Genomic DNA, 24,984 nt, shown 5'->3' with positions numbered 1-24,984 from the left:
TCTACGATTGTTTCTTCCATTGAATAAAAGTGAGCGCACTCAGTAATAAGAAGAAAGCAGGGTCACTCCAACCAAAGCCAACAAACACACCTGTAATGCCTGCGTAAGTGGTGATCACCACGCCTAAGAGATTCGTGACCAACAGCGCTTTGAACAGTTGCTTGGCTGTGTTGCTAGGTTCCACATCACGTAGCATCAAACTGACCGCAGCAATCCCACCTAAAAAGATCGACGTATGCTGCGATAAAAACAGCGCGTACTGGTCGTTAATTTGTACGCCATACATCGGCCACATCATGGTTGGCACAAAAAATAGCGCAAAAGCGAATACCGTATATATGGCACCATGAACGGTTAGAAAGGTGCGGTTAGTCATAACATTACTCTCCGATTGGACCTTGGTTGATATTACTTAGCGGTGTATTAATATCGAATATCTGACCTCTTACTTCCTCGACACCCATCTGTTTCAGACGAGCAGTGTGCATTTCGAGATAAGCTTGCGCCGTGGCTTCATCTTCAAAAAGATAGATACCCCCACCGAGCTTGTCTTTTTCGCTTTCCGTCCAAATTTTCCAAATCATGCCCGGCTCTTGGTTAATTGATTTCGCTAAATCGATCAGAGCATTCGACATCTCTTCACCAAATGGGCCATTAAATTCAAAATCAACTTGCAGCAATTTCGCCATCTTGAGTCTCCTCTTATTATTGACTCGCTTTCGATGGGAAGATTATTACCTTTATAAAACTGACAAAAAAGTTCATAATTTTGCCATTAACTGTGGAAAAAACTGACCAATGAGACTCAAAACAACCTTAGAGCAGTGGCAAACACTACAAGCAATTGAACATGCGGGAAGCATTCAGTCAGCCGCAGTAACGCTCAATAAAAGCCATACCACTCTTATCTATTCGGTGAAAAAACTCGAAAACCAGCTTGGTATCAAGCTGATAGAAGTAAAAGGTCGTAAGGCGGGGTTAACCGAACACGGTAAGACGATGTTACGCCGTGCGCAATCAATGCTTGAGCAGGCTCGTGAACTTGAAATGATCAGTGAGCAGCTAAATAGCGGTGTAGAGTCGCAAATTACGGTAGCTATCGATCACCTGTGCGATCCAAGTTGGCTCTATACTCCTCTTAGCGAATTTCTCACACAAAACAATACAACTTCAGTTCAAGTCGTAGAAACCTCTCTGAGTAAAACAACAGACATGGTGATCAATGAATTAGCGGACATCGCCATCATCAACCTTCCGATCACCAACTACCCTGCTGAAGCGTTTGGCACTACCACTATGGTCCCTGTGATCGCAGCTCAACATCCGCTAGCAAAGAAGGAACATATTTCATTGGCGGACTTTGCGACCACCAGCCAAATTGTGGTTCGAGATTTGGGGGAATCAGACAAAGAGAAGCGAGACGTAGGCTGGCTGCGCGCGCGCCAAAGAATCACGGTGGACAATTTCGACCATGCGTTTAGAGCGGTTGAGCAAGGTGTCGGCTTCTGCCGCCTCCCAAAACATCTCGTTGAATACCGCCAAAATGACCACCTCAAAGTAATTGACCTAGAGCATTCGAACCAATATCAAGTCGCTCTGCATCTCACCTTACCTAAAGGGGCGAAAAGTGGACCAGCCGCTCTTGCCCTCTATCAAACACTACTTGATAGTGCCAAAGTGCGAGTGGAATAGAGCAACACAAAGCACGCTCAACAACCGGCGAATCTTGAGTTTTCATCATCGATGCTCTCTCCATTCCAACTTGGGTTCTGTCGCAGGGTTTGGCCGCATAGGTTAAAACCCACCCAGCACTCACTTAACACATTGAATCGTAAAGTTTAAAAGCTACCCCCCCATCAAAAGTGATTCTGGAAATCATTGCGTTATCAAATTTACACCTGTTCTTGAGCATAAAGCGAGGTCTAATAAAAAGCCTGTATTTGCTTCGTAGCGTATGGACGAGACCTATATCAAAGTCAAAGGAGAATGGCTCTACTACTATCGAGCTGTCGGTAAGTTTAAAGACGCCATTGATTATTGCCTAAGCTCCAATCGCGATGAAGCTGCTGCCAAAGCCTTTCTAAATAAGGCGATAGCTCAACATGCTGTCACTGATAGAGATACTCGACATCAAGTATTTGAATAATATCGTTGAACAAAGCCATCGCTGGGTAAAACAGAAAACTCGGCAAGCACTTGGTTGGAAGTCAATAGAGGGAGCTGCAGCCTGCATGGTCGAGAACTGTGGACGATAATTAACCTAGGTCAAATTAATCTTGAGGGAGCAACTCCCTCTGAACAATTCTAATCTCTCGCAAGCTGAATGTGTCTGTAGCACGGCTCTGCCATAGCCTAATCTATATTTGCGACAGCACCGCGCAACCTGATAGGATGGCAACAGACAGAGTTGATACCAATTTAATTTTTATTAAAAATAAACCCCTAAAGCATCGGTTAATTCAAGTGAGCGATCATCGTACCCATCAACGCGGTTAAATGTCCATTCTGCTAAATCATCTGATAACTTGACTAGCACTGCGTCATCGTGCATTGCTGTGCATTCGTTTGTCAGCTTGTAACAAGTAAAACGCTCATCATTACCGTTGTTTTGGACTACAATGCTGGCCTCCTTTCCGTAACGATAAACGTAGATATCAAACGAGTTACCAAGCAAATCTTTACACTGGCGCATCTTGGTTTTAGTTGTGCCCCACCAACGCCATTCAACCCAGTCGTTGCAATCATAAGCAGCAATACTTTCGCCAGAAAGGAGTTCACTGCTTAGGTTCACATACTCAACTCTCATCGGCGCATAAAAATCAATGGTAGGAACGAAATCAGTACCACACTCGCCACCTTTCGCACGGCATTAATATGCTGTTGGCGCTTGAGAATAGCTGTAGAAAACCCACACGACTTTATTTGTTGGGGGAGGTGTTGGATTACCGCAACTGCTTGAATTACCAGAATCACCACCACCGCAACCAGACAGAGATATTGCAGTAGCTATTGTTAAAAGTTTAAATGTTTCATCTTTCTCTTCACTATTGTTTTGCTTTGATGAACTGGAGTTGATTTGCGCTCACAACACAACTCATTTTTGAGTTCCGTGATACTCTTCCAAGATGCGACGCAATTCAGCTGTGTTTGTCTCATCAAAGTATGTCCAACCATCACGACAAACAGCTAAGCGAGCAACTGGATTCTTTATTGAGCAAGCACTCATACCAAAGTAACGCTTTCCATCTTTAATGCGACCTTTGAAGACGTATGAACCATAGAAGAGCGGAGCATAATCGAGATCACCATTTAGGCCACGTTGAAACATATCAATGTTTTCTATTGTCTTCTCGTAACCTTCTGGCGTGAATGCTCGAATCTCATCACCAAATACAGGAACAAGGCCGTCGAACTTAGCAAATATATTGCCCGTTTCATTGGTGAAGACTTCCGCAGATTCTTGCTCATGCCCAAAGATGTCATCAAAAACCGTCATCTCAAGTGTCGAATCAATAGCTTTATTGGTCACACAACCTGTAGTAAGTGCAGCCATAGCCGCAACGATTAGTAGCTTTTTCATTGGTTATTTTCGCAACTCACTAGTCAGAGTCGATGACGTTTTAACAGGTTCGTTTTTAATGATCTGCATCTCTTGGGGGGCGTCGCCTTTGTTGCTCATTTTCACGTTGATCTCACGTGGATAATCATAGAACGCACCTGTTGCCGCATCGATTGGGCAAGACAAAGTGATTAGACACAAGTCCCAAAAGAAGTCAGCTAATAGCCAACCCGCTTGAAAATTACTTTCTACAATTGCTGTTCCTACTTGGGTATCGTTCTCACACTTCACCGCAATGTCACTGTAATCACGTTTAACTACAACCGTGTCTTGCTTGCCTTGTGTGTACCAACTACCCTCATCGCTCGACAATAGGCATTGAGTAAGGCGATCATCCGTGTTAAGCGCTCTCACGTTTACTGTGTCGTCTGTGCCTTGAATTACTGTTGCACAACCTGATAGTGTCATTGCTGCAGCCACTGCTAGAGTTTTAAATTGTTTCATTTTTTCATTCCAATAAATAAGCGCCCTAACTTAGAGCGCTTGAGTTAGATATTATTTGTGTTTGGTCGAGTAAATAGGACAAACAACCTAAAACAAAATCACCGAAGAACCAGATTGCTGCGATAACTGAGCTACCTGGTTAGCCGAAAAGAAAAGGAAGGTTTTACCCTTCTTTATAATTAGATTTGAGTAATACGTTAACGTGAGAGTTAACGTTAAGGAGCAAATTTGCTTCACCTAGACCACTGCAAAGGCAACGATCTAGAAGAAACTTATTTCTTTGATTCCAAATCTGTATAATCGTTTAAGTCAATACCTAACTTATCAAACAGCTCAGCAAACCCCTCATTTATGTATCTATCTATGGGTTTATCATTCTCTTCTGCTAAGTAACGTATGTATTTAAGTCTGGTTTGCTCAAACGAATGGTATATCTCTCTTTAGGATCTCTACTCTTAAAAATTCCCCAAACTGAATCTTCACATCATTTCGAATTGTTAAAGAGCATAATATAGAATCTAGCTCTCTATCCTGGCAGGGGAGTATGTATGTCTTTTGTCATGACATAAAACTAACTAATTTAATCGATATGACAAAAATTGGTTCTGTCGCAAAATTTGGCCGCATAGGTTGAAGTTTACCCATCACTCACTTAACGCATTGAATCGTAATGTTTAAAGGCTGTCATTTTCCTTCAGAAGTGATTCTAGAAACCGTTCGCTATTATCTTGCTTACAAGCTTAGTTATCGCGAGATTGAAGAGATACAGAGGGACGTGGTGTTAATGTGGACCATGCAACCATTAATCGTTGGGTTATCAAATTTGCACCTGTTCATGAGCATAAAGCGAGGTCTAATGAAAAGCCTGTATTTGCTTCGTGGCGTATGGATGAGACCTATATCAAAATCAAAGGAAAATGGCTCTACTACTATCGAGCTGTCGATAAATTTAGAGACGTCATTTAATATTACCTAAGCTTCAATCGCGATTAAGCTGCTGCCAAAACCTTTCTAAATAAGGCGATAGCTCAGCATGCTATTCCTGAAAACGTGGTGATTGACTGCAGCAAAAGTAATTACGCAGCGATAGATGCAATGAATGTTCAGCTCTGGTTAACGGAGATCTTCATGCTGTCATTGATAGAGATACTCGACATCAAGTATTTGAATGATACCGTTGAGCAAAGCCATCGGTGGGTAAAACAGAAAACTTGGCAAGCGCTTGGTTGGAAGTCAATAGATGGAGCGGCAGCCTGCATGGTCGAGAACTGTGGACGATAATTAACCGAGGTCAAATAATCTTGAGGGAGCAACTCCCTCTGAACAATTCTATTCTCTCGCAAGCTAAATGTGCCTGTAGCACGGCTCTGCCAGAGCCGTAATCTATATTGGTGACAGAACCAGTCCTTGAACTGTTTTATGTGAAGTTAAGTGCACTTTTGCTTCTTTATATTATTCAAAGTTGCGATACCTGTTTCGATTACATACCATGTAAAAAGCTCAAGCCTAAAGCACCCAACACTCGCGGAAAGAACTCGGTTCACGGCAACTCAACCTCCCTGCTCTTGTTAGCAGGAACAATCTGTTTTTACCTTCTTTTAAACTTCTAATAAGGCGAGTGTGGAAGAGATAAGAAAGGTGAAAAATGCAATCTCATAATAGCTTCTCTATTAACCTCAACCAGCAAAAGTCTCTGGCCAAAAAACGCTTAAAAGCGATCCGCCAAAATGATGAGCGTGCCTTACAGCAAGTTAAGCAGTTTCATACTCAGCCAGAAAAGCTTACGACAGAGTCCATTCAACTAGCAGATGTTCAACATGCCTTAGCAAGAGAACTCGGCTTACCTAGTTGGAGTAAGTTAAAGGCGCATATAGAAGAGTTGGAATTTCACAAGCTCGCCATCCATAACCGAGAACAGCCTCTAGATGCGGAGCTAAAGACTCTGCACGTGCGATGTGGACATGACATTCAGCAACAATTGAAAACTTGTGGCTTTGAAGGTGAATTCTTGCCCATGATTGATCCTTTGTGCATCGGCCCCATTCCAAATGATGAAACGGCTTTTGTCGCAATCCGAGCACAATATGTCGTTGATACGTTGTTACCCGTAATGGGGCGTGAAGGCTCGGTGCAAGACATCGCCCTATCTGAGCAAAAAAATATCAATACTCTGCTCGACGAGCAGTTTGAGCGAATTGTGTTTTGGGTAGAACATGATGCCTATGATCAGTTCATGTTACTTCGAGGGTTAACACTTTTAGAAGACACCGAAGGAAAAGTCATCGAGATCATCGAGTTCAATCAGTTTCCGGGAACCGAGCGTTTTATTGGCTTTGGGCAACTCCCTGCAGAGGCGGTTCGCTCATGCTGGCAGCATCGAAAGGCCGTTACATCAAAGCTTAGAAGCCAAGCTAAGCGTTGTTGGCAGGCTTTGATATCACCGACTCCTCAATCCCTTATCGAACTGCTTACGCAGCATGAGTTAGATTGTTTGCCAAATATTAAAGCCGCGATGAAACGACACCTTCAAGAGCTACCTCACTCGGAGTCAGGGTTGAGCTTCACCCAACAATTGGCGCTAGAAGCATTGGCCGAACACAGCACACCAATCACCGTTAAAGATTGGTTTGAGGAATACCAAGAAAAAGAGCCTCTTCCGACATTGGGTGATGTGATGTTTTATGCATTACTCCTCCCACTGACATGCAGCGACAAGCCGCTATTTAGCACCGACTCATTGCAAAAGAATTGGTGGGAGCAACAAGTCTGTATTACTGAGCACGCTCAAGCATGTCTGGAGGGAAGCCAACCCATAACTCAAAACTACTGGGTCGGAGGCATGCAAGTCCGAGAATCAAACCTATGGGTTTGGGATCACAATCAACTATCCAGTTTGAGCCATAAAGAATGGTAACAGAACGCTCTATTTAACAACGATACCCATCTAGGAACAGCGTAAGTATATCTTCAATCGATTTCTTGCGCTGTTCAAGGTTTGGCACCTTGTGGTTAGCAATCAACTGAGGCCATAAAAAGTTACCTTTCAATAGACACATCAACATATTACTCATCATAGCCGGATTTAGGTTTTTGATTTTCTGATCGTCAATTGCCTCAGAAAACCACTTCTCTAATTGTTCATCCTGGCTTTGAAGTTGATGCAGATAGTTTTCCACAAGTTCTGGTGTGCGCATAAACTCGCTAATAACCATCTTAGCTAACGGCAAACCAAAATCCTCATACATCGAATCGAGCTTAGCGAGTAAATAAGTGCGAAGTTGAGCCTCTATACTCTCTTCTGGTGAATACTGAAATTGTAGACGTGCCCTTTGAATTTCCATCACAGCTTGAATGGACTCAATAAACAACACATCTTTGCTTTCAAAATGGCGATATAGAGTTCGTTTGGAAGTGCCGGCTCGCTCGCAGACTCTGTCCATATTGGCACCTGAAAAGCCATGCTCGATAAATTCTTGTTGTGCGGCTTCAATCAGCGCAATCCGTTTTTTTTCTGAAAGCTTCATCGTTCTAAATTCACCAACCTCATGTAAGTGGCTGCAGAGTATAGCGCACAACAATATAAAGTACACTTTAAAGTTTACTTTTATAATTTTAGGAGTAAGATGCGCTCGCCGAAGTTAAGAAGCTGCTCTAAATCCGTTAAAAAACAGCGGTCCTTATCTCTCGCTAAAGTGCTTTTTCTCCATGATAAAGCTGTGATTTACCCGTGACGCTCATTAGATATTCATATCCCGTTCAAAACGGCTCTGGCTATATAATGATCGCCATGCTTAATGAAGTGACTTATGAAATTACCTTCTTTGCTTGTTGCTGCTTCTTGCCTCGTTACCGGCGTCGCGAATGCGGATTCAATTTCTCTGCCGATATGGAAAGAGAAAGCAGAAGCACTTGGCTACGAGTTACCAAAACCTTTTGGTTTAAACCTCAGCTATATGAGTATGGAACAAGGCATCAATGTCGACTCTATCGCACTAAAAGGTTTAGGCGGGATTGAAAAGTTAGTCGATATGCAAGCAGAACCAGGTAAGCAAGCCACTGACGTTATGACATTACGCGCCGATGTCTGGCTGTTCCCTTTCCTAAACGTTTATGGCTTGATCGGTACGCTTGATGGCTACTCAGAAACTGATGTAAACGTAAAGGTTAAGTTGCCGTTTGTGAAACCACAACGTATTGAAAATTTCCGCCTAGATCTCGATGGCTACACTAAAGGCCTTGGTTTTGTGCTTGCTGGCGGTTATGACCAATGGTTCGCATTGGTCGATGCAAGTTACACTCAAACCAATTTAACCGTTATTGATGGTTCAATTGATGCAGTTGTGGTTTCTCCTCGTATCGGTTACGACTTCCATCAAAATGGCGTACCGATTCGTTTTTGGGTTGGCGCTATGTATCAAGATGTCGAGCAAGAACTCTCTGGCTCACTCAAAGACCTTGGCTTACCGCCATCTTTAAGTGGATTAATGTCATCAGATGCCCGTTTTGAAGTAAAGCAGCGCTTAGAATCTGAATGGAACACCATCGCTGGCATGCAATACCAAATCAATGAAGATTGGTACCTTTTGGGTGAAGCCGGTTTTGGTGATCGTCAAAGCATCTTCTTCTCTTTAGACCGTCGTTTCTAGGGTAGCGAGAAGATGAAAGCCTCTTATACCCTTGCGCTGACAGCGCTGCTTAGTTCGTCATACGCTATTGCTATCGAAAAAGACGAAAGTAGCTTAATGGATGACATCCTGACCAAGCTTGGTTCAAGTGAAGCCGTGGATGAATCTAAATTAATCGACTGGGGCGTATTACCTGGTCCTTTTGTTAACCCAGAACAAGGGTTTGGTATTGGCGTTGCCGCAGTAGGTTTGTACACGCCTTACGACTGGCAAAAAGGCGAGCCTTACTCGACCGTCACCGTTACTTCTTATGGTTCAACCTCAGGTTCTTACGGATTGGGGTTAAACAATCGCACCTATTTAAAAAATGACAAAGTGCGTCTTTTAGGTGAGGCATGGATAAGCCATACCCCCGGTTACTATTGGGGTATTGGCAGCCAAGCCGCTGAAAACGAGAACAACAAAGTGCAATATGAAGGGCAACGTTTACAGTTGAGCCCAAAAATCGCCGTTGAAGTCGCGCCAAATACTTACGCCAAACTTGGTTGGCAATGGCAGTCATTCAGTAAGGTCGACGGTGTCGATGGCGATATTCTCCCTTCAGAAGTTGCCGATGCCACTAGCAGTGGCGTCTTAGTTGGAATGGAATACGACACTCGTGATTTCGAACCGAACCCAATGCGGGGGCAGTTTCTCGATGTTGAATGGATTGCTAACCGAGATTCACTCGGCAGTGATGAAGACTACGACAACCTCGTTGCTAACTATCGTGTTTACCAACAATGGTCTGACACGACGATTATTGCAATGGAGGTATATTCACAATCGATTTTCGGTGACGCACCTTGGTTTGATTACGCCCAGCTAGGTGATGACCAGCGTATGCGTGGCTACTACCAAGGGCAATATCGCGATAAGCACCAGCTTTCTACACAAGTAGAAATTCGCCATACCATTGCAGGTCGCCATGGTGTGGTTGGGTGGCTAGGTGCTGGTAATATCGCACCAACTTATCACGAGCTCTTTGAAAATAGCTGGCTACCGACTGTCGGGGTTGGTTATCGATTTGCCTTTAAGGCACGTATTAACGTGCGCGTCGATTTGGGTGTGGGCAAAGACAGCACCGGTTTTTATTTCCAGATTAATGAAGCATTCTAGGAGTATGGTTTGAAGAAAGCAGCACTATTACTACTAAGCCTTTGTAGTGGATTCGTTCACGCGCAACAACTAAAAGCACCGGTCGGCGTTAGACCGTGTTGTGCATTTGGTGTCGATCTCAAAGCGCAATTAGGAAGCGTGCCTGTTCCTTTCTTTTCTCTTGAGAATGTCTTATCCAGCAACGAAGTGGGTACTCACCACTATAACGACGGCAGCGAGTCAGTCTCTGGCAGCTTGCTAGGGCTGAATGAAGAAGCCAACGGTATTATCTTTACCGAACTAGGCGGCTTTATTGATACTGCCCACGTCCGTGATACCGCAGACTACACCTATTATTTGTTCACTCTCAACCAACATTATTTAGGTCGCGCTGCGCACCTAGATTTACCAGAAGAGCTACGTGTTCGTCGTATTCGTTGGTATGAACAAACAGAGCAACTGAGTGAAGAAGAAAAGCTAGATCGCAGTGCTCAAGCAGCAGCGTTAACGGCATTTCGCCTAGCTCAATGGCATGAAATTGCTCAGTGGTTCGGTATGGTATCCGTCAGTGGCTTTAAAGAACTGGCATCAGCATTCTCATCGGAAGATCTCTATTCCAACATGCTTGGGGCAAAGTTAGCCAAGCAAGTACTCCTGAACAACCCCGAACTCGATCAAATAGGCTTTTCGAAAGCAATGGACAGCGCTTTTAAACAAGCATTAAAGGACTTAAAAGCTCAGTCGAAAGCCGTCACTAAAGAGAAAATTCAACAACTCGATGGGGATTGGTGGGACAGCTCAAGACGCCTACCGGAGAAGTGGGTGGTTCGCTTCCGTGATTACCATATGGCGCTGAAATTAACGCCGAACTATTCTGGCGCGAACCATGAGCTTTCACTATCGGCGACCTTTGCGGATCAGCAGCCGATCGACAAATGGATGAGCGTTGAGTTTAGAGCAAGCGACAATGAAAAAGCGTTCTCCGCACTGCCTAAATCATTATCATCAAAACCCATTTGGACGCCCGCTGATTATCAACAGATTTCAGATTTTGCTCGCACTATCGATAACCAAACCCGCCCGCCATTGAACTGAGGTCGAAAACAACGAGTGAATAAAACATGCCTAGTTATTCACTAGGCAATGTATTACCCCATTCTATGCAAGTCGTTTTCTACCACTCAAGAATGTAAGAAATCATTTCTATCGGTTGTATGTTCGATAAAAATGTTAATTTACAAACTTTTCAACCACAAATTCGTTACCATTTGGTTAAAAGTCTATTTTTTATAGTGATATAGTTCACATCTATTAACCATTCAGACGATTATTCTTTCGTGTTTCCACACTCCGCTGCTAATCTGCACGCCGCCTTGAAGTGAACTTAAGGTGCATAACTATAAGGAGTGTTCTCATGAATACCAAGAAGCCGATGTCGCTTACCAGCCGAGTAATCTTAGGTATGGTAGCGGGTATCTTGACAGGATTTGCAATTCGCACACTTTTTGCCGACAACGGATTTGTCGACGCATACATTGTTAATGGATTATTCGAAGTTGGTGGACAGATCTTCGTTGCCAGCTTAAAAATGCTTGTCGTACCGCTAGTGTTTGTTTCATTAGTTTGTGGTACTAGCTCTCTAAAAGACCTATCGACATTAGGTCGCATGGGTGGCAAAACCCTAGCTTTCTACGTAGCAACTACTGCTATCGCAATCACACTTGCTCTAACCATGGGTACCCTATTCCAGCCTGGCGCTGGTGCAGACCTAACCGCAGCAAGTTCATTCAAATCAGCAGAAGCGCCATCTTTGGGTCAGGTGATCATTGATATGTTCCCGACTAACCCAATCAGCGCAATGGCAGAAGGTAAAACTCTGCAAGTTATCGTATTTGCCGTCCTATTCGGTATCGCGATCAGTGCAGCAGGTAAGCCAGGCGAACGTATCGCAGCATTCTTCTCTGATCTGAATGAAGTGATCATGAAGCTAGTTGCGATTCTGATGAACCTAGCGCCTTACGGTGTCTTCTTCCTAATGGCGAAACTGTTTACCGGTCTTGGTCTTGGTGCAATCTTGAACCTTGCCGAGTACTTTGTGGTACTAGCTGGTACGCTATTGCTGCACGGCCTTGTCACTTACAGCTTGATGCTAAAAGGCTTTACTGGTCTAAACCCAATTACGTTCCTACGTAAGATGGAAGACGCAATCATGTTTGCTTTCTCTACAGCATCATCGAACGCAACCATTCCAGTAACAATGGAAACGGCTAAGCACCGCATGGGTGTTGAGAACCGCGTATCATCGTTCACAGTACCGCTAGGTGCAACCGTGAACATGGACGGCACGGCGATCATGCAAGGTGTGGCGACAGCGTTCATCGCGCAGGCATTCAACATCGACCTAACTATGGGTGACTACCTAATGGTTATCATGACGGCAACATTGGCGTCTATCGGTACCGCAGGCGTTCCTGGTGTTGGTCTAGTAATGTTGGCAATGGTATTGAACCAAGTAGGTCTGCCGCTGGAAGGGATTGCACTTATCATGGGTGTTGACCGTCTACTTGATATGATTCGTACCGCAGTTAACATCACCGGTGACAGCGCAGTGACTATCATTGTTGCTAAATCGGAAGGCGCATTGGATGAAGCTCGTTTCAATGATCCAATGGCTGGCGTAGCCGAAGAAGAAGTGCATCTGAAACGTGCTGACGCCTAAATCGTTCTACGATTAAACTATCCTGTCTAAATGAAAGCCCCGATGGAAACATCGGGGCTTTTGTTTTATTTGGAATCTAAAGAATAGGTCACAGTCCTACTCCGTCATTGAACTCAGCTTTTCTCTCGCTTGTTCTTCATGCTCGTCGGTGATGGCATTGCCGACCGAGTTCACCGCTAGGGTAAGTGCTGCCATGTCATCGGTAAAGCCGACGCCTGCTAGTACGTCTGGCACCATATCAGTGGGGAGAACAAAGTAAGCTAACGCGCCACCAAGGAGCGCTTTGTGGCGAACAGAGGTATTGGAATCTGCCATCGCAAGCCATGATTTGATGCCCATAACCGCAATCTCTTCGCCTGCTTTCTTGACGGAGTTTTTCATTTTACGCCAGAAGGTTTTCTCATCTGGTGCTTGCATCGTTTGGTCTAAGACGTCATCGGACGCCGAATTTACAGACATGCTTGTGGTCATCGTGCCTCCTAAATTAATGACTGTGTCATAGATATTAAGACGATGAACCTGAACGTAGGATTAATAGCGAGTAATGATAATGAAGAAAGGAAGCCAATTGGCTAGATAAAAAAATCCCCAAACCGAAGTCCGGGGATTATTGCTTTGGAAACCAAAAGCTTTGGGAACCAAGCTCTAGAAAAATGCCTTATTGAGCAATCTTCTCCAGTACACGCATCAACATTTTGATACGTGGTTCGATAGACTCAAGCAACAAGTACTCTTGATCACTGTGGAAGCCTGCACCGATAGGTCCTAGACCGTCCAAAGTTGGAACGCCAAGAATTGCCGTGTTATTTGCATCAGAGCCGCCACCCACTTCTTTCCAGTTGATGTCGATCGCCAGTTCACTTGCCGCTTCTTCAACTAGCATCATCAGGCTTTCTGTTTGTGGACTTGGCACCATAGAAGGCTTATAAGCTTCACGAACCAATTCGATACTTACGCCATCAACGAATGGTGTCTCCAACATACCGTTTAGCTTGCTATCGACATCATCGTATTCTTCGTTGCTCCAGAAACGCACATCCACGATCGCTTCAGCGTGCTCAGGGACGATGTTCGCACCGTTACCGCCAGAGACAATACCGACGTTCAACGTGGTACCCGATTCAAAGTTGGTCATTGCATTGACAGCCAGAATCCAGTTCGCCATCTCTGTGATTGCGCTGCGACCATTCTCTGGTTCGTTACCTGCGTGAGCAGCAACGCCATTAAAGGTCATTTTGTAGCGAGCCATGCCTTTACGCGCTTTGACTAAACCACCGTCTGCACGTGCTGCTTCTGCAACCAGTACATTCTTAGCGTTATTCGCAACTGATTGAATCCAATCCACAGAATCCAGAGAGCCCGTCTCTTCATCTGGGTTCATACAGATAGCGATAGACAGCTTATCCAACAGCGCTTGGTCTAGACTGCGCATCGCGTATACGATGTTCAGCAAGCCAGATTTCATGTCCGAGACGCCCGGGCCGTAAGCTTTCTCTGCATCTTGAGACATTGGACGAAGCTCAGCGGTACCCACAGGGAACACGGTATCCATGTGACCAATCAGCATCACATCAATGTGAGCAGCTTCAGGCTTGTTTCGAACTTCAAGACCAACGCCTGCTCTGCCACAGTCGATGCGTTTTACGCTCCAACCTGACATTGCTTGGTACTTCTCTTCAAATTGAGAAGCGATGAATTCGATACCATCAGTGGTGTAAGTGCCACAATCTACATTAATTAGCGGACGTAGCTCTTCTAGATATTCATTTAGAGAGAATTGCATGACTCACTCCTAGACAAACAGATTCATCACCAGCATTGCGCCAAACGCGTTCAATACTGAGATTGCAATCATAACTGGGATGTAACGACCTTCAGTACCAATTGGACCCATGATGCGACCCATGTACTGAACTTGAGAGCCCATTAGGTAGATAGCTGGCGCTAGAATCGCAATGTGCGTGCCGTTCAGGATGCCTTGGTCAAACAGCGTGATGACTACGCCAACCGCGCCGCCCATCGACATCCAAGCACCGATCAATACCGCTGCTGCTTCACCCGGCAGACCAAATACCGCCATGATTGGAGAAAACACCGTGCCCATCAGATCCAGCGCGCCTGTGATTTGCAGCGCTTTGATGATAACGAACGCCATCAATACGTTAGGAACCGTAGAGGTAGTCGCAATCACCCAACCTTTCTTAGCACCTTCGACGAAGATATCCGTCACCATTGGTTTTTTCGCTTTAACGTCACCCATTATGCCGTCTCCTCTTTTAGGTTCTCTGATTTGTTTTGGTCTTGTTTGTCTTCTTTACCTTCCGTCATATTTAGGTAAATGCGGAACAGGTTCGCACCGATGATCTTAAATGCGAACATCACCACAACCGCCAAACCAATAGAAGAGGTGACCGCTAGAGAGCCGTCAGCCATCGTCAGTGTGAACAGCACAGCACCCGATGAGAAGAAGTTCACGATGGTTGCACCCGCAGTGAACTGGAACATCGTAAATACGTCCGTTTCACGCTTAGTTAGGTGGCCTTCATCTTTTAGCTGACGCGTCATCGCTGCACCTGCATCGGTACTTTGTAGAGAAGCAATCAGAGCCAAACCTGAGTTACCAGGGATGCCCATTAGAGGGCGTAGAAGAGGAGTAAGAAGCTTACGAGCTGCTTCAAGTGCACCGTAGTGTTCAAGTACGTTGATCATACCTAATGCGAACATAACGGTTGGGATCAAAGTAAGCGCAAAAATGAAACCATCACGAGCACCGCTACCGCCAGTACCGCGGAAAGAAGTGGTCGCAGCTTGTACCGCGCCATCCGCACCTTCCGTTACGCCGTAGGCCACTTTACCAAAAGAGCCATTAAGCGTTGTAAAGTCGAATACACCGTACCATTCGTTGGATTGCATCAGACCAGAAAAGAACACAACCGCAAACGCGAGTGCAATGTAACACCCAATCGTCACCTTGCGTTCAGCATGAACAGGGCTTGTCATAAATTCACCTATGTATGTGGAACAGAACACATAGATGATCCCTTGAACGACGTGCTAGAGAGATGATCAAAATCAATCCATTTACCGAACAGCCATGCCGCTTAATTATGAAGTTTTATTTTATGATTTTAATCACATTTAAAAGATAATAAATATTTATGACCAAGATAAGGTATATTTATCTGAAAACTTACCTATCCAATCCATTAACAAAGCAAGCTAAAGTTTGGAACAAGTTTGTGATTAGCCACATTCTCAACGTGCTTCATGGTTTGTTGCTTATTTGAGATTTCTTGACCAAAAACTAACAAATTTTCTGTGCAATTTAATTTAGGGTGGTTCGGTCATAATTATGAGAATTATTCAGGGTTTGCCTTTTGCTTCGATCACAATCCAACATCGCTCGATGGACACTCGCCCTTGTAGCTTGGGTTATCGTGATCTGTCTAAGTAAAAATGCGGGCCTCTATCAATCTTGCCCTCTCATTAGCGATCAAGTCGCGCCTGAGCACGCCACTGCGCAGCAAGAAAAGAGCACAAAAGGACTAAATAAGCAGTGTGAACTGTCTGAAAAGCTGATTCAGGTGTCACAAAACCATCTCGACAGCTTTATTGTGCCCTTATTTCTATTTGCGTTTGTCTTGCTTTCCATCAGTGGCGGTGAACGTAACGCTTTCCGTCATCATACCGAGCCGATACCCGAAAAAGTTCGGGTGCACCTCAAACTGTGTGTGTTTAGAGAATAAAACCCGATGGCTAGGATCTATTGACCTTAAATCGTTTATTTTATTTTTAATCACTTCGCGGCAAAACCGCAAAGAAAAAGAGTTTTAGGAAAAATCATGAAATTCACTCGCACACTATTAACTGTGGCTATCGCACTCACTCCACTGTTTTCACACGCAGCAGAAAAGACATCGCAAGAGAAGCTCGACGAGATCAATCAACTGCTTAAAGAGAATCCACAGCTCCTAGATGCGCTGCATCAGAACTTGCAAGACTACGTCGCTTACCAAAAGACGTTTAGCACGACGCTGGATGAAGTGCGCAGTTACTTAAACGATGGCAAGCACTCGTCATTCGGATCAGAGAATCCAGAACTGACCATCATCAACGTGACCGATTACAGCTGTCCTTTCTGTAAGCGTCTTGAAGGTGAGTTAGTTAAAGTCGAGAAAGAATACCCGCAGGTAAAAGTGCTGAACATGACGGTATCGTTCAAAGAACAGTACGAAAAGAACGGTTACAACTCGGCAAGTTACGCATTAAATGTTTGGCAGAACCAACATGACAAGTACAAAGAAGTACACGACTTGTTGGTGAAGAAGCCGGGGCCACATGATGCAAGTTCACTACAAAAAATCGCTAAGAAAACAGGCACCGAAGCACAGCTTGTTGACGACAAAGAGACCAAAGCGTTGTTGGATAAAAACTACGAGTACTTCACTCGCTTAGGTCTACGAGGCACACCAGCTATCATTATCAATGACCAAGTCATTCCGGGCTATGTACCTTTCGAGGAGCTTGAGAAAGTTATCGACCAAGAGCTAAAGAAATAACTATCGAAGCAGGTAGCTATTAAAAGAGATAAGTAACAATCAAAAACAACAAAGCCCTTCCCTGATATCTCAAGGAAGGGCTTTTTATTTATCGAAATAAAGAACGTTTGGTTACTTATCGCGCCCTACAAACGCCACAACGACTTTGTCATTGCCAAGCGAACGAGAGAACACGTACGCGCCTTCTTGTTTAATCACTTGATGCTCACCCGCACCAATCGCTGGGTGCGCTTTACGGAACTGACCAAGTGTCTGCCAATGCTTGAGCAGCGCTTGCTTCTCATCAGATAGCTTCCATACCATGTCAGAGCGTGTGCCTTGGTGGAAATCATCCGCGTAAGGACCAATGTTACGACCCACTTCGTCACCGTAGTAAACCTGAACAGCACCAGGGCTTAGAAGCAGTGCATTCGCAGCATTACGCTGCATGCCGTAGTCTTTGAAGCGAGAGAAGAACAGCTCGGTATCGTGAGAAGACATGTAGCTCACTGGGTTGAAGTCTTTCTCGTTGGCGATTGTGTCTGCGTAACTTTGGTAGGTGTCTGCCATTTGGCTGAAACACGCCGCGCCTTTATCTAATTTCTTCTGCATGTCGAAGTTAATCAACGCATCAAAGCCATCGTCAAAATATGGGCTGCGATATGCTGTATGTCCCCATACTTCGCCCATCATCCAGAATGGCTGACCTGATTTGCCGTTCTCTTTACGCCACTGCTCAAGACTGCTCGAAGCTTCTTCTTTCAAGCGTTTCCACACATCACCTTCTACGTGCTTCACCGTATCGACACGGTAGCCATCAATGCCAAAGCGTTTCACCCAGTCAGTTTGCCACTCAATCAAATAATCGGAGACGGTGTAATTGTCACGCGCTTCTACACGTGTGCCCGGGTTATCTAATAGCCATTGCGCTGGCTTCACGGCTTTGTCTGATTCAGTGATAAAGTCAGGTAAACCCGCCAATGACATGGTGATATCGCTGCTGCCCGGTGCAGGGTAGCCCGGTAAACCCGTTCTTACCCAGTCGCCGCCCCACCATTTCGCCCAGTTTGGACTCTGGTAATCAATATTCTGGTGGTAGCTATGCCAATTTTCACCCGCTTTTGGTTGCCAATCACCCCACTTCTTAGGTAGGTCAGCGTTTGGTTTTAACACCTCAATACCGTCAAATTGCAAATCGGCTAACGTTGAGTAGCCAGTGTGGTTGATTACTGCGTCCATCAAGACTTTGAGGCCACGTTTATGCGCCTCTTCCACCAGCACTTTAAGGTCATCTTCGTTACCAAAGTTCTCATCAATCTTGGTGAAATCACGCGTCCAGTAACCGTGATAAGCGTAGAATGGGAATGAGCCGCTATCGCCACCACCAACAAAGCCATGCACTTGCTCGACGATTGGCGATAGCCAAATAGCATCGGTACCTAGACTCTTGATGTAATCCAGTTTCTCGATCACACCTTTTAGATCACCACCGTGGAAAGTGCCGATTTCCTCTTTGCCGTCTTTCTTGCGTCCATAGCTGTTGTCATTGCTCGTATCGGCGTTGTTAAAACGGTCGACCATCACGAAGTAAATGTTGGCATTACGGTAGTCGAACGGCACTGCTTCTTTGGTTTTCTTCACTGGCTCTAGTAGCACCAAACCGCCAGAACCTTTACTTGGCGTCAGCGATACTTGTTGATCTTTCACTTCCACCATCTGACCCGAATAGGCATCACGTAACTTCGTACCGTCAGGGAAGCTATTGCCCAGTGCGATCGTGACTTCCCCACCTTGGTACACTTCACATTGCACTTGTGGAATTGGACGTTTGAATTCAGTCTTTGCGGCTTTCTTAGGTTCACGCTTAAAACGCAGTGTTTTCGCTTCTGCATCAAAAGCGAAAGAGTAATCGCCGGTAAAGCGGATTTTTAACGGCAGTTCCGTTGGCTTTCCGCAGTTCAGCGCGATAGGTTTGTTGAATTTCACCTTCTGACCATCAGGCGCGACACAGTCGCCTTCAACGCCCGTAATTTTGAGCGTGTAGCCATCTTTGGTTAATGGCACAACCAGAGGTTGCTCAGCACTTAATGGAAAGTCTCGACTGTTGGTCGTGGTAGAAATGGTAATGTTTGGCTCGGCGATGGCACTTGCCGATGCAAGCAATAAAGTGGTCGTAATCAGATTCAGTTTCATCGTTCAGTCCATTGGAAAAGTAACGCTAAGTTATTAGTTTTATTCACGCTAATAATAAATGGATGAAATACTGAACACATCATTCTAAAAGGCTACGCCCTAAAGCTTGTGATGCTTCACATTTTGCTTTTATCGGGGCGTAGTTCTATTTATCCGAGTTTTGCCAAGACATTAAGCCCCAAATATCTACAGCTGCACATTGCCCAGATTGCGCATTTGGGTTAGCGCCCAATTGGTGCGGTGTTGAGTGTAGTTAGTGTGCGGATACACTTTAATTTTGTAAGGATTAGGCAGGACCACTGCCAATCTTGCCGCTTGCCATTGGGTCAATTGGCTTGCATGAATGCCGTAATAGTTTTGCGCTGCCGCTTCGATACCGTAGATACCGGGACCGAACTCCACCACATTTAAATACACTTCGAGAATGCGTTCTTTACTCCACATCGCTTCCATCAACAGGGCAAAGTAGAGCTCATACGCTTTACGTACATAAGAGTGAGAAGGGAACAAAAAGACATTTTTGGCGGTTTGCTGAGTAATCGTGCTAGCACCACGAGAAGGTCCATTCTCACCGGCTTGTGAAATAACTTTGAACAACGAATCAAAGTCCACCCCATAATGATGAGGAAACTTCTGATCTTCCGTTGCCATCACTGCCAGTTGGATGTTTTTTGAAATCTCAGACAATGGCACCCACTCTTGTTGGCTACTTTCTGGGTACCCTTCTGGTGGCGAGATCATGCGGCTGATCTTCCATCCCCACACTGGTGGATTAACGTATTTGACGAAGCCCACCAACAACACGGGAGTCAGTAACAAAACCAATGAAATTTTGAATAGAAACAACTTCAGTCTTTTCAGCATGCTTTATTTGCCTAACCAGAGTAAGGGGTACGCCACTGATGAATCTCTATTTGTGGCTGTTTAATTAAATGGGAGCGAAGATTGCCTGATTCAAGGTAGAACAACAAGGTTACAAGGTCAAAAATTGGTTAAAAAAAGCCCGATTTAAATTGTAAAGCGGGCTTGATGTTGATTATGAATTTTGGCTAGTTACGTTTGTTTTGCTAACTCAACTTACTTTGCCAACTTGTAGAATACGGTTGATAGTGGCGGTAAACGCAGCTCAAGAGACTGAGGTAGCGATTCGCTCTCTACTTCTTTTGTTTCTACGCTAGTCAGCACCTCAAAATCGCTGCCGTCGTATTTCGCGTCGTCAGTATTCAACAGAAGTTCGTACTTACCTTCCATTGGTACGCCCAAGCGGAAACGCTCATGCGGCACTGGCGTGAAGTTGCTGATCACTAATACGCGTTCGCCATCTTGGCTGATACGCTCGTGCGCAAGAATGCTTGCTTCCGCCTCATCCTGTAGACGCCATTCAAAGCCAGCTGGCACACAATCTTGATCGTGCATCGCCGCTTCGTTGCGGTACAAGTAGTTCAAGTCTCGAATCAGTGCTTGCACGCCTTGGTGGCGACCAAACTCCAGCAAGAACCACTGTAGCTGGTCATCGTGGTTCCACTCTGCGGTTTGACCAAGCTCTGCACCCATGAAGTTTAGCTTCTTACCCGGTTGACCATACATGTAGCCGTAGTAAGCACGTAGGTTCGCGGTTTGTTGCCACTCATCACCTGGCATCTTGTTGTGGATAGAGCCTTTGCCGTACACCACTTCATCATGAGAAAGCGACAATACGTAGTTTTCGCTGTGTGCATAAACAAGCGGGAACGTGATGGTATTGTGGTGGTATTTGCGGTGAATAGGATCTTCTTGGATGTAAGAAAGACTGTCGTGCATCCAACCCATGTTCCACTTAAAGCCGAAGCCTAAACCGCCCATAAAGGTCGGCGCGGATACACCTGGGAATGCGGTCGATTCTTCTGCAATGGTCATTGCGTTCGGGAAGTGTTTGTAGACCTCTTCGTTCATCCACTTCAGAGTTGCGATCGCATCATAGTTCTCATTGCCGCCATCCGCATTCGGGATCCATTGATCATGGCTGCGTGAGTAATCAAGGTAAAGCATCGACGCAACAGCATCTACGCGAATGCCATCAATGTGGAATTGCTCGAACCAGTACAGCGCGTTAGACACAAGGAAACGACGCACATGTTCACGACCTAGATCGTAAATGTATGAGTTCCAATCTTGATGCCAGCCACGACGCGGATCTGGGTCGTGGAACAGTGGCGTACCATCAAAGTTTGCTAAGCCATGATCATCCGATGGGAAGTGTGCTGGAACCCAATCCAGTACTACACCAAGACCCGCTTGGTGACACGCATCAACAAAGAACTTGAAATCATCAGGTGAGCCGTAACGACTCGTTGGCGCAAACAGACCTACTGGTTGGTAACCCCAAGAGCCAAAGAACGGGTGTTCAGAAACTGGCATTAGCTCAACGTGAGTGTAGCCCATATCTACTAGGTATGGCACAAGCTCAGCAGCCAGTTCACGATAGTTTAAGAAATCACCATCTTCATTACGTTTCCAAGAACCTGCGTGCAGCTCGTAGAAAGACAGTGCTTCATCACGCTTTTGCGTCACTGCACGGTTCTGCCATTTCGCGTCTTGCCATTGGTAACGGTTGTGATCGTAAGTGATCGATGCGAAAGATGGGTATTGCTCTGAGTAGAAGCCCCAAGGATCTTGTTTGTGAGGAAGCCCTTCCCCATTCGGACCTTTGAGTTCAAATTTGTATTGTACGCCCTCTTCCAAACCAGGAATAAACAAGCCCCAGATACCGTAGTCTAGGCGTTGCATTGGATGACGACGGCCATCCCATTGGTTGAAGCTGCCCACTAAGCTAATTGCCGATGCGTGAGGAGCGTAAACCAAGAAGCGAACACCAGAGATGTTTTCACCACCACGCTCTAGGGTCACAAATTGCGAGCCCATATAGCGGTACATGTCTTTTGGTGTATGCAGGTGTTCATATTCTTGGTAAATGTTGTGGTACTGGTAAGGGTCGTCGATCAACTGTTCAACGCCATTCCAATCCACGGCAAGTTGGTAATGAGTCAGGTTTAAGTCGTGCTTTTCTTTTAAAATAAAACCACTTTCGCCTTCGCGCTCAAGTGCAACGCGGGGTTCACCAGTGACGACTAGCTCGACGTTATCCGCACCCGGCATCCACACACGTAATGACCCTTCGCCGTCATCAATGAATGGACCAAGCGACGCAAATGGATCTGAGTAAGCCGCCTGAGATAATAGTTCGTAAGCACGTTCGTGGTTTTTCTTTACCTTAGTTTTCAAATCTTTCTCCCTAGCCCCGATATTCTCCATATATTTTCGAACATCGGTTTCCACAGCCAAACGTTGTGAATTCACATAAAAGACTCTGTTATCGAATTTAACAGCGTCAAAAAGCAAAAATGCCCGCTATTTTTGCGGGCATAATAACGGTACTTCATCCTAACGGATTGTGCCGGTTCAATGAGTGACCTAGGCTTTACTTTCGTACCTCGGTACAATTAATTTAAGTAATTGCTACATCACTCATTTCACCTTATTTGCTCGCTTTCGCGCGCACTTCAGTTAGGCGCTTAGAAATACGATTTACGTCTTCACGGCTAAAGATTTCATCTAGGTTCATCGACAGTTTACGACGCCAGTTCGGGTACTCATTTACCGTACCAGGAATGTTGACCGGTTGATCCATTTCTAGCCAGTCTTCAAGTTGAACACTCAACAGTGCAGAATCACCCGCAGCCACGTGCAACTGCAACGCTTCACTTAGGTAAGTATCCATCGGCACATATTGTGCGTCATGACCAATACCTTCTGGTAGGTAACCATGCCAACGAACGCTGTCTAGGATGCCTTGTTTGCACTTCAGACGGTCATCAAACAAGCCTTCTAGTTGCTCTTCGTCAGGGTATAGACCGATCTCACGACCCATCTTCAAGTCATCACAATGCCAGAAGCCACGTAGGGTTGGCATATCGTGCGTACACAGTGCTGACATAGACTGTTCAGCGTAATGCTTCGGAGAAATAAAGCCGCCGTCATCTTTTGATGTTTCGAAGAAGAACACTTTGTACGAGTGAACACCTGCGTCACGAAGGATATCCACGATTTCATCAGGCACTGTACCCAAATCTTCACCGATAACTGAACACTGATGACGATGTGACTCAAGTGCTAGGATTGCTAGCATGTCTTCAACTGGGTAGTACAGGTAAGCACCTTCAGTTGCCTTCTCACCTTTTGGAATCCACCACAGACGAAGTAGACCAAGTACGTGGTCAATACGAAGTGCACCACAGTGTTTCATGTTCGCACGTAGTAACTTGATGTACGCGTCGTAACCGGTCGCTTCCAACACTTGTGGGTTAAGCGGTGGTAGACCCCAGTTTTGACCAAGAGGGCCAAGGATATCTGGTGGAGCACCAATACTAGCGTCCAGAACTAGGTTGCCATCATCAGCCCAAGTTTCGCTGCCTGAATCCGCAACACCAACAGCCAGATCACGGTACAGACCAACCGTCATACCTTTTTCTTCAGCTAGCGCTTGTGCTTCTTTAATTTGATCGTCAGCGATCCACTGCAAGTACATGTACAGGTGAACACGTTCTGCGTTGTCTTTGATGTACTTCTGAGTGGCTGCAGAATCAAATGTGCGGAACTTCTCAGGGAATACTGGCCAGCCCCACACACTTGAATCTTCAGCATGCAGTTCACCGTGTAGCGCATCGAATGCTGCTTGGTGAAGTAGGCTTTCGCCACCAAGTTCTACAAACTCTAGAAATGCGCGCGCGCGATCAGTATTCTTGTCTAGATGACGTGCTTTGAACTCGCTAAACAGCAGCGGTAAAACACTCATCTTGAGTTCAGACACTTCGGTGTAGTTCACCCAGTGTGAGTCACGAGCTTTTTGCAGACGTTGCTGGAACTCTGCGCTGCCAACACGTTGCTGAGCTTCTGCACTTAACGCAAATTCAGGCACTGAACTTACGTCGATGTACATGATGTTCAACCAACGACGAGAAGACGGGCTGTATGGGCTCGCACCTTCTGGGTTCGCAGGGAACAATGAATGAATTGGGTTCAAACCAATGAAGTCACCGCCACGCGATGCGATGTCGCTTACCAACTGCTTAAGGTCGCCAAAGTCACCGATACCCCAGTTGTGCTGAGTGCGCAGTGTGTAAAGCTGAATGCTTGGACCCCATAGCTTTTTGTGTTGGTTTAAATCTTCTTGTTTGAAACACGCTTTCGGTGTGATGATCAGCGACATTTCGTAAGGAGTCTTACGACGTTTACGACTGATGATCAGTTTGTGGTAACCCCATGCCAAGTTCTTTGGCAATGCAAACACTAGAGGGCCACCCTCAGCTCGTTCATCACGAACAATTTGCGACTGAAGATAGCCTTCAAGTACCTCTCCTTGTTCTGTTTCTAAACGCCAGCTAAATTCACTCTCACGAGCACTCGTACCTAGGTTTAGTTCCACTTCGACAGGATCGCCGTCGCGTAAAACAAGAACAGGGGCTAGTACGTCTTTTTTATGTTTTCGTTCAGCAGAAGCCAATAGCTTCTCATCGCTGCTAGTATCGTAGCCAAGTGAAGTGAGCAAGCGGCGCAGAGTCTCTTCAGAAACTTTTGCTTCGTCTCCCCACGCGCTGACGTAGCTGTCAGCCAATCGCGCCATGTCTGCGACTTTCTTTAATGCTGTTTGTTCTTTCATCGCTTTCTCCGAAG

At 45.4% G+C, this 24,984-nt stretch carries 22 protein-coding genes and 2 pseudogenes; 10 read left to right on the top strand and 14 right to left on the bottom strand.

The window, feature by feature from the left end:
- Window position 1: 1 nt before the first annotated feature.
- Together KIV41_RS18625 and KIV41_RS18620 are read right to left on the bottom strand one after the other, a co-directional pair.
- A complete protein-coding gene (locus tag KIV41_RS18625; protein WP_285337368.1) occupies window positions 2–376 on the bottom strand; it encodes a hypothetical protein in 375 nt (124 codons plus the stop codon).
- A gap of 4 nt (window positions 377–380) precedes the next feature.
- On the bottom strand, window positions 381–689 hold the full coding sequence (locus KIV41_RS18620) for a monooxygenase (protein ID WP_285337367.1): 309 nt from the start codon (window positions 687–689) through the stop codon (window positions 381–383).
- Window positions 690–798: 109 nt separating this feature from the next.
- Here KIV41_RS18620 and KIV41_RS18615 point away from each other — a divergent pair, with 109 nt between their 5' ends.
- Together KIV41_RS18615 and KIV41_RS18610 are read left to right on the top strand one after the other, a co-directional pair.
- On the top strand, window positions 799–1,692 hold the full coding sequence (locus KIV41_RS18615; protein ID WP_238790941.1) for a LysR family transcriptional regulator: 894 nt from the start codon (window positions 799–801) through the stop codon (window positions 1,690–1,692).
- A 181-nt stretch (window positions 1,693–1,873) separates the two neighbouring features.
- A pseudogene (locus tag KIV41_RS18610) lies at window positions 1,874–2,255 on the top strand (DDE-type integrase/transposase/recombinase); the annotation flags it as partial.
- Between the two features lie 173 nt (window positions 2,256–2,428).
- Here the strand turns inward: KIV41_RS18610 and KIV41_RS18605 are convergent.
- The 3 genes from KIV41_RS18605 to KIV41_RS18595 form a co-directional block, all read right to left on the bottom strand.
- Window positions 2,429–2,791: a hypothetical protein gene (locus KIV41_RS18605; RefSeq protein WP_285337365.1), complete on the bottom strand. Its 363-nt coding sequence runs from the start codon at window positions 2,789–2,791 to the stop codon at window positions 2,429–2,431.
- A 303-nt stretch (window positions 2,792–3,094) separates the two neighbouring features.
- Window positions 3,095–3,580, bottom strand: a complete 486-nt coding sequence (locus KIV41_RS18600) for a hypothetical protein (protein WP_285337363.1) — start codon at window positions 3,578–3,580, stop codon at window positions 3,095–3,097.
- A 3-nt stretch (window positions 3,581–3,583) separates the two neighbouring features.
- Window positions 3,584–4,063 (bottom strand): hypothetical protein, encoded by a 480-nt coding sequence (locus KIV41_RS18595; protein WP_285337362.1) that lies wholly within the window; start codon window positions 4,061–4,063, stop codon window positions 3,584–3,586.
- A 670-nt stretch (window positions 4,064–4,733) separates the two neighbouring features.
- Between KIV41_RS18595 and KIV41_RS18590 the strand changes: the two are divergent.
- Both KIV41_RS18590 and KIV41_RS18585 read left to right on the top strand, forming a co-directional pair.
- Window positions 4,734–5,344 (top strand): annotated as a pseudogene (locus KIV41_RS18590) (IS6 family transposase).
- Window positions 5,345–5,708: 364 nt separating this feature from the next.
- Entirely contained in the window at window positions 5,709–6,977 is a 1,269-nt protein-coding gene (locus KIV41_RS18585; protein ID WP_285337361.1) for a DUF1835 domain-containing protein, read from the top strand.
- Between the two features lie 13 nt (window positions 6,978–6,990).
- Here KIV41_RS18585 and KIV41_RS18580 read toward each other — a convergent pair whose 3' ends face one another.
- Window positions 6,991–7,587: a TetR/AcrR family transcriptional regulator gene (locus tag KIV41_RS18580; protein WP_010450658.1), complete on the bottom strand. Its 597-nt coding sequence runs from the start codon at window positions 7,585–7,587 to the stop codon at window positions 6,991–6,993.
- Between the two features lie 282 nt (window positions 7,588–7,869).
- Between KIV41_RS18580 and KIV41_RS18575 the strand changes: the two genes are divergently transcribed.
- From KIV41_RS18575 to KIV41_RS18560, 4 genes are all read left to right on the top strand, one after another.
- Window positions 7,870–8,709 (top strand): hypothetical protein, encoded by an 840-nt coding sequence (locus tag KIV41_RS18575; protein ID WP_045627190.1) that lies wholly within the window; start codon window positions 7,870–7,872, stop codon window positions 8,707–8,709.
- Window positions 8,710–8,721: 12 nt separating this feature from the next.
- Window positions 8,722–9,846 (top strand): BamA/TamA family outer membrane protein, encoded by a 1,125-nt coding sequence (locus KIV41_RS18570; RefSeq protein ID WP_285337359.1) that lies wholly within the window; start codon window positions 8,722–8,724, stop codon window positions 9,844–9,846.
- A 9-nt stretch (window positions 9,847–9,855) separates the two neighbouring features.
- Window positions 9,856–10,920: a DUF4056 domain-containing protein gene (locus KIV41_RS18565; RefSeq protein ID WP_285337358.1), complete on the top strand. Its 1,065-nt coding sequence runs from the start codon at window positions 9,856–9,858 to the stop codon at window positions 10,918–10,920.
- Between the two features lie 319 nt (window positions 10,921–11,239).
- Complete coding sequence (locus KIV41_RS18560; RefSeq protein WP_038883284.1) at window positions 11,240–12,544, top strand: dicarboxylate/amino acid:cation symporter; 1,305 nt, start codon at window positions 11,240–11,242, stop codon at window positions 12,542–12,544.
- Window positions 12,545–12,640: 96 nt separating this feature from the next.
- Here the strand turns inward: KIV41_RS18560 and KIV41_RS18555 are convergent, their stop codons facing one another.
- The 4 genes from KIV41_RS18555 to KIV41_RS18540 form a co-directional block, all read right to left on the bottom strand.
- On the bottom strand, window positions 12,641–13,015 hold the full coding sequence (locus KIV41_RS18555; RefSeq protein ID WP_285337357.1) for a YkvA family protein: 375 nt from the start codon (window positions 13,013–13,015) through the stop codon (window positions 12,641–12,643).
- Between the two features lie 187 nt (window positions 13,016–13,202).
- A complete protein-coding gene (locus KIV41_RS18550; protein ID WP_285337356.1) occupies window positions 13,203–14,327 on the bottom strand; it encodes a M20 family metallopeptidase in 1,125 nt (374 codons plus the stop codon).
- 9 nt (window positions 14,328–14,336) lie between these two features.
- Window positions 14,337–14,804: a YjiG family protein gene (locus KIV41_RS18545; RefSeq protein WP_005374849.1), complete on the bottom strand. Its 468-nt coding sequence runs from the start codon at window positions 14,802–14,804 to the stop codon at window positions 14,337–14,339.
- The gene (locus KIV41_RS18540; protein WP_005437881.1) at window positions 14,804–15,544 is read right to left on the bottom strand and encodes a nucleoside recognition domain-containing protein; all 741 of its coding nucleotides are present in this window, start codon (window positions 15,542–15,544) and stop codon (window positions 14,804–14,806) included. Before KIV41_RS18540 ends, KIV41_RS18545 begins: the two co-directional genes overlap by 1 nt.
- A 377-nt stretch (window positions 15,545–15,921) precedes the next feature.
- Here KIV41_RS18540 and KIV41_RS18535 point away from each other — a divergent pair, with 377 nt between their 5' ends.
- Window positions 15,922–16,290, top strand: a complete 369-nt coding sequence (locus KIV41_RS18535; protein ID WP_038883267.1) for a hypothetical protein — start codon at window positions 15,922–15,924, stop codon at window positions 16,288–16,290.
- A 96-nt stretch (window positions 16,291–16,386) separates the two neighbouring features.
- Window positions 16,387–17,103, top strand: a complete 717-nt coding sequence (locus KIV41_RS18530; protein WP_285337355.1) for a DsbA family protein — start codon at window positions 16,387–16,389, stop codon at window positions 17,101–17,103.
- Window positions 17,104–17,214: 111 nt separating this feature from the next.
- Here KIV41_RS18530 and KIV41_RS18525 read toward each other — a convergent pair whose 3' ends face one another.
- The 4 genes from KIV41_RS18525 to malQ form a co-directional block, all read right to left on the bottom strand.
- On the bottom strand, window positions 17,215–19,275 hold the full coding sequence (locus KIV41_RS18525) for an alpha-amylase (RefSeq protein ID WP_285337354.1): 2,061 nt from the start codon (window positions 19,273–19,275) through the stop codon (window positions 17,215–17,217).
- Between the two features lie 186 nt (window positions 19,276–19,461).
- Window positions 19,462–20,139, bottom strand: a complete 678-nt coding sequence (mtgA, locus tag KIV41_RS18520; protein ID WP_088879532.1) for a monofunctional biosynthetic peptidoglycan transglycosylase — start codon at window positions 20,137–20,139, stop codon at window positions 19,462–19,464.
- Between the two features lie 213 nt (window positions 20,140–20,352).
- Window positions 20,353–22,566: a 1,4-alpha-glucan branching protein GlgB gene (glgB, locus tag KIV41_RS18515; protein WP_285337397.1), complete on the bottom strand. Its 2,214-nt coding sequence runs from the start codon at window positions 22,564–22,566 to the stop codon at window positions 20,353–20,355.
- Window positions 22,567–22,789: 223 nt separating this feature from the next.
- A complete protein-coding gene (gene malQ / locus KIV41_RS18510; protein WP_010450621.1) occupies window positions 22,790–24,970 on the bottom strand; it encodes a 4-alpha-glucanotransferase in 2,181 nt (726 codons plus the stop codon).
- Window positions 24,971–24,984: the final 14 nt, after the last annotated feature.

Source organism: Vibrio sp. D401a (genome assembly GCF_030248515.1).
GTDB classification, from domain to species: domain Bacteria; phylum Pseudomonadota; class Gammaproteobacteria; order Enterobacterales; family Vibrionaceae; genus Vibrio; species Vibrio rotiferianus.
The sequence above is the reverse complement of the archived record's forward strand: the minus strand, read 5'-3'. Positions and strand labels throughout refer to the sequence as shown.

Bases quoted from the DNA above. Each gene is read 5' to 3' on its own strand.
- KIV41_RS18620 (WP_285337367.1), bottom strand. From the start codon at position 689: ATGGCGAAATTGCTGCAAGTTGATTTTGAATTTAATGGCCCATTTGGT.
- KIV41_RS18600 (WP_285337363.1), bottom strand. From the start codon at position 3,580: ATGAAAAAGCTACTAATCGTTGCGGCTATGGCTGCACTTACTACAGGT.
- KIV41_RS18560 (WP_038883284.1), top strand. From the start codon at position 11,240: ATGAATACCAAGAAGCCGATGTCGCTTACCAGCCGAGTAATCTTAGGT.
- KIV41_RS18575 (WP_045627190.1), top strand. From the start codon at position 7,870: ATGAAATTACCTTCTTTGCTTGTTGCTGCTTCTTGCCTCGTTACCGGC.
- KIV41_RS18585 (WP_285337361.1), top strand. From the start codon at position 5,709: ATGCAATCTCATAATAGCTTCTCTATTAACCTCAACCAGCAAAAGTCT.
- KIV41_RS18570 (WP_285337359.1), top strand. From the start codon at position 8,722: ATGAAAGCCTCTTATACCCTTGCGCTGACAGCGCTGCTTAGTTCGTCA.
- KIV41_RS18525 (WP_285337354.1), bottom strand. From the start codon at position 19,275: ATGAAACTGAATCTGATTACGACCACTTTATTGCTTGCATCGGCAAGT.
- glgB (WP_285337397.1), bottom strand. From the start codon at position 22,566: ATGGAGAATATCGGGGCTAGGGAGAAAGATTTGAAAACTAAGGTAAAG.
- KIV41_RS18550 (WP_285337356.1), bottom strand. From the start codon at position 14,327: ATGCAATTCTCTCTAAATGAATATCTAGAAGAGCTACGTCCGCTAATT.
- KIV41_RS18580 (WP_010450658.1), bottom strand. From the start codon at position 7,587: ATGAAGCTTTCAGAAAAAAAACGGATTGCGCTGATTGAAGCCGCACAA.
- KIV41_RS18545 (WP_005374849.1), bottom strand. From the start codon at position 14,804: ATGGGTGACGTTAAAGCGAAAAAACCAATGGTGACGGATATCTTCGTC.
- KIV41_RS18540 (WP_005437881.1), bottom strand. From the start codon at position 15,544: ATGACAAGCCCTGTTCATGCTGAACGCAAGGTGACGATTGGGTGTTAC.
- mtgA (WP_088879532.1), bottom strand. From the start codon at position 20,139: ATGCTGAAAAGACTGAAGTTGTTTCTATTCAAAATTTCATTGGTTTTG.
- KIV41_RS18625 (WP_285337368.1), bottom strand. From the start codon at position 376: ATGACTAACCGCACCTTTCTAACCGTTCATGGTGCCATATATACGGTA.
- KIV41_RS18595 (WP_285337362.1), bottom strand. From the start codon at position 4,063: ATGAAACAATTTAAAACTCTAGCAGTGGCTGCAGCAATGACACTATCA.
- KIV41_RS18555 (WP_285337357.1), bottom strand. From the start codon at position 13,015: ATGACCACAAGCATGTCTGTAAATTCGGCGTCCGATGACGTCTTAGAC.
- KIV41_RS18530 (WP_285337355.1), top strand. From the start codon at position 16,387: ATGAAATTCACTCGCACACTATTAACTGTGGCTATCGCACTCACTCCA.
- malQ (WP_010450621.1), bottom strand. From the start codon at position 24,970: ATGAAAGAACAAACAGCATTAAAGAAAGTCGCAGACATGGCGCGATTG.
- KIV41_RS18615 (WP_238790941.1), top strand. From the start codon at position 799: ATGAGACTCAAAACAACCTTAGAGCAGTGGCAAACACTACAAGCAATT.